The sequence below is a fragment of the Mesorhizobium sp. M8A.F.Ca.ET.161.01.1.1 genome (assembly GCF_004792105.1).
GTDB lineage: Bacteria > Pseudomonadota > Alphaproteobacteria > Rhizobiales > Rhizobiaceae > Mesorhizobium.
The window spans coordinates 1-4,172 of the sequence record NZ_SRTD01000038.1; the positions used below are offsets into that span (position 1 = coordinate 1).

General features: G+C 58.4%; 3 protein-coding genes and 1 pseudogene. All 4 read left to right on the forward strand.

Going from position 1 to position 4,172, the window contains the following annotated elements; translation table 11 throughout:
- Positions 1-82: 82 nt before the first annotated feature.
- Positions 83-398: pseudogene (gene fdxB / locus EN804_RS34425) on the forward strand (ferredoxin III, nif-specific).
- A gap of 79 nt (positions 399-477) precedes the next feature.
- Positions 478-669 (forward strand): exopolysaccharide production repressor protein, encoded by a 192-nt coding sequence (locus tag EN804_RS38405; RefSeq protein ID WP_127230899.1) that lies wholly within the window; start codon positions 478-480, stop codon positions 667-669.
- A gap of 236 nt (positions 670-905) precedes the next feature.
- Entirely contained in the window at positions 906-1,919 is a 1,014-nt protein-coding gene (locus EN804_RS34435; RefSeq protein WP_024505903.1) for a 1-aminocyclopropane-1-carboxylate deaminase, read from the forward strand.
- Positions 1,920-2,518: 599 nt separating this feature from the next.
- Entirely contained in the window at positions 2,519-3,676 is a 1,158-nt protein-coding gene (locus EN804_RS34440; protein WP_063170386.1) for a TlpA disulfide reductase family protein, read from the forward strand.
- Positions 3,677-4,172 lie beyond the last annotated feature (496 nt).

The following is a 4,172-nucleotide window of genomic DNA, read 5'->3' on the forward strand; positions in this document are numbered from 1 at the left end:
AGGAAGTCGCCGAGAAAACCCAAGCCGTTTATGCCGAGTTGGATGTTGCCAAGAGAGAACTCGCTTCAATGAAGAATTTAGGATGATGCGCACATTCACCACCCGTGACGGCTCCATTTGGATGCCGCCGTACCTGACCTCCATCGATAGCAAATCTGCATCGGCTGCTGCCGTTGTTTCAAGGTCTGCTCGCGCGATGTCATGCATCTTCACGGCGTTGATGATGCGGGTGAAATCCTCGCCCCTGCGATGACGAGGACGACGATTTCGACGGCAAGCTCAATCGCATGATCATGGTTGTCGATGATGCCGGCCGCTGCATAGGCTGCGGAGCCTGCGGCCGCGTCTGCCCCAAGAACTGCCAGACGCATGTTGCGGCCGACGAGCTCGCAACATGATCTGGCGAAAACCAGGGGAGCGGCGTGCACTTCATCTTTTTGTCGGCTCGTGGGGCTGGTCCTGTGCAGCAATGCGTCGATGGTTTACTTCGCTTTGGATTCGCTCCGTGTGGCAGTCGTCACGACGCTGGCCTGTTCGCTGCTGCTTCAGGCCGGCTACTTCGGCCGCGTGCTCTTTCTGATCTGGCAGTCCTCTAGCCGCGCTCGTGGAACTCGCCACAGGGGCCAGCATGCCGATGGTTACAGGAAAGCTCGGGTACCAGTCGTCTGACTCTGATCAACTGCGGAATGCAATTTTCAGCTGTGTCCCGGCTTGGTCGAATGCCCAGCATGTGCTGCTGCTTTGATGCGCGGATGACAGGATCAGTGCTCAGACCCACACCAATTTTGGTCACCCTCTGATGACTGAGCTGATCGTATAGGGAATCTGTGTTCGGCTAACACGCGACCATACCCCTGGGCTGACCGGTGCGTAGCAGGTTCAGGTACTTTTTTGCTGGAGATAGCATGCTGGAAAAATTCGAACGTTATCCGCTCACCTTTGGACCCACGCCGATCGAGAGGCTCGACCGCCTCGGCAAGCATCTGGGCGACAAGGTGGAAATCTACGTCAAACGCGAGGACTGCAACTCCGGTCTCGCGTTCGGCGGAAACAAGCTGCGCAAGCTCGAATACATTGTGCCCGACGCGATCGCGTCAGATGCCGATACGCTCGTCACAATCGGTGGCGTGCAGTCCAACCATACGCGCATGGTCGCTGCGGTCGCCGCCAAGATCGGCATGAAATGCCTCCTGGTCCAGGAGAGCTGGGTCCCACATGATGATGCTGTCTACGACCGGGTCGGCAATATCCTCTTGAGCCGCATCATGGGGGCAGAGGTGCGCCTGGTTGACGAGGGCTTTGACATCGGCATCCGCCGCAGCTGGGAAAAGGCACTTTATGAAGTCAAGGCAAGGGGCGGCAGGCCATATGCGATACCTGCCGGCGCCTCTGTCCACAAATACGGCGGCCTGGGCTATGTGGGGTTCGCTGAGGAGGTGCGTGCCCAGGAAGAGCAGCTTGGGTTTGCCTTCGACTATATCGTCGTCTGTACGGTGACTGGTTCAACCCACGGCGGCATGCTCGTCGGGTTCGCCAAGGATGGTCGACAGCGCAACGTGATCGGTATCGATGCCTCCGCCATGCCCGCCAAGACCAAGGCGCAGGTGCTTGGCATCGCCCAAAATACAGCGAAGCTCGTCCACCTCGGAGCGGAAATTGTCGAGGCAGACGTGGTGTTGTTCATGGACTACGCGTACCCGGGTTATGGCGTTCCATCGGAGGAAACCAAAGAGGCAATCCGTTTGTGCGCGCGGCTCGAGGGCATGATTACGGACCCCGTTTACGAGGGCAAATCGATGCAAGGGATGATCGACCTCGTCCAGAGGGGCTTCTTTCCACAGGGATCGAGGGTCCTCTACGCACATCTAGGCGGCGCACCGGCGATCAACGGGTACGGCTACACCTTTCGCAACGGCTGACGTTCGGCAGTCTGCGATTCCGCGGTCGCGCTCGAACGTGGGTAGGTAGCGTCGTTCGAGCGCTTGGCTGGAGAAGTGGAGGCAGCGACGGGCATCCACTAATTGGTACCATTACGTGCTGTCGGTGCTCAACGCCACGCGCATTGAGCGCATGCCGCCGTTGGCAACCGCGAGGCGAATTTTGACTCCGGGGCAAGAATCCACACGCGGCGGTGGCGGCACGAGGACCAAGCCGGCGAGTTCGGGCTTTCGAACTGGCGCCAAACTGCCACTGCTCGAGGACCGAGGCCAGTCTAATCACAGGCGAGCCGTCCAAGCTCTCAAGAGTGATAGGGCGAAACCCGACAGCGGCAGAAGACATGTCGGGTTCACGACAATCGGCCGCATTTGGCCTCGTGGAGAATTTCAAAGCATTTCCCGCCGCTTACCGGAGCTGAGGGAATTGGCACCTCCGTTGCAGCTTGATGTGCGGCAACACGGTGAGAGCTTCGCTGAAGCAAGCCAGAGGGAGCGATGCCCTCGAGACCGTGTCCGATTTTGACTGGAAAATATTCCGCGACAAAAGAGACGAAAGGTGTGGAATGACTTTGGACACCAAGATGGAACTGCGTATGGGGTCCCCGGCTCCTGCGATCAAAGTGGAGAACTGGCTGCGTGGCGAGCCCCTCACGAACTTTCGGCCCGGCAAGGTCTACCTCGTTGAGTTTTGGGCGACTTGGTGCGGACCATGTGTCGACGCCATGCCCCATTTGATCGAACTGCAGGAGAAATATGAAGGCAGCGGATTTGAGGCGGTCGGAGTTGCCGCCTGCGAACAGGGTCCTACCGCAGACGAGGCGCGGACCAACGTGGATGCCTGGCTGACCGAGGAGTTCCCGAATCTGAATTATCGTATCGGGTTCGATTACATTGGCGAAATGAACAAGCTCTGGATGGATCCCAGCTCTTCGATTGGGATTCCCACCTCGTTCGTGGTCGACCGCGACGGCCACATCGCTTTTATCGGCCACCCGGCGGAACTCGATGACGTTTTGCCGAAAGTCCTTAACGGCAGCTGGCGCAGCAGCTATGAAGCGAAAGCCGCCGATGCAAAGCGCATCGCGCATAACCAACTTGCAGCGCGCGAAATGTCGCTTACCGGGCCGATATACGCCAAACTTGAGCCGGCGATGCAGGCCGAGGATTGGACGGCGGCGCTCTTGGCCATCGAAGAAGGCCTCGCCTTGATGCCAGACTCTTGTGAGTTCCGGCAGATTCATGCGGATCTTCTGCTTCACAAGCTGCGCGACATCAAGACCGGCATGCCGGTCATGCGAGAATTGGTCGAGGACGCGATCGACAAAACGTCCGACGCGGTGTCGTGGATGGCCTTGGCCCTCAACCAACTCTTCGATCCCACGATGGACAATTCCCATCTTCCGCGCGCGGAGCGCTTTGCGATGGGCAACGAGCTCTCGGAACAGATACTGGCACTCAATCCCCCGAACGGCGATGGCCCGTTTAAATACCTCCGGTACCTCCCGGTAGCTCAGTATTATTACGAGAGCGGCAACAAAGATCGCGCAATCGAGTTGATCGAGGTGGCACTGAAATCGGTGGACCGGCTGGGGCCAATTCCGGACCACACCAAACAGTACTATCTTACCCCATTGCTCGAAGCACTGGCCAACTACACGGGTGAGCCTGCCTGTCACGCGGATCTTTGTGTGGCTCCGCAAAAGAAGGCACCCGAAACTCAAAACGAAGTCACTTCCTGAGCAAGAATCGCGAAGGGACTGACAATTGGAATTGAACACTGGCCAATCCGCCCATCGAAGCTCTCTTCGCAGCAAGTATGTCGATGCAGCAGGGCGGCGGCTTGCGGAAGGTTGGATTTCAATTGCGTTGACCACCGGTCGGATCGCGGCGCAGACGATGTGCGCCGCGAATTCGCGCCGCAGGTCTCGCACTCGTGGACATGTCGAGGTCGGCCACGGGGCACTCTTGGGGTTGGCCCGCCCAAGCCATTCGTCGGCCACGCAAGCGGACCCGGAGTGGGCATCGCAGGAAAAGGAAATCGTACCTCGAAGACGAAGACTGAAATGACGAACAACGAAATTCCTCCGGTTGGCCCTGCTGTCAACAATGACGACGAGGCCCTTGCTTCCCCGTTCGTCAAATGCCTCCTGCGGCTCATTCGTACTCAGGATTCCTTCGGCTTATGGGAAGGCCATTCGGATGCCGAGCTGCTGGCCGAGTTCATCATCACCAAGC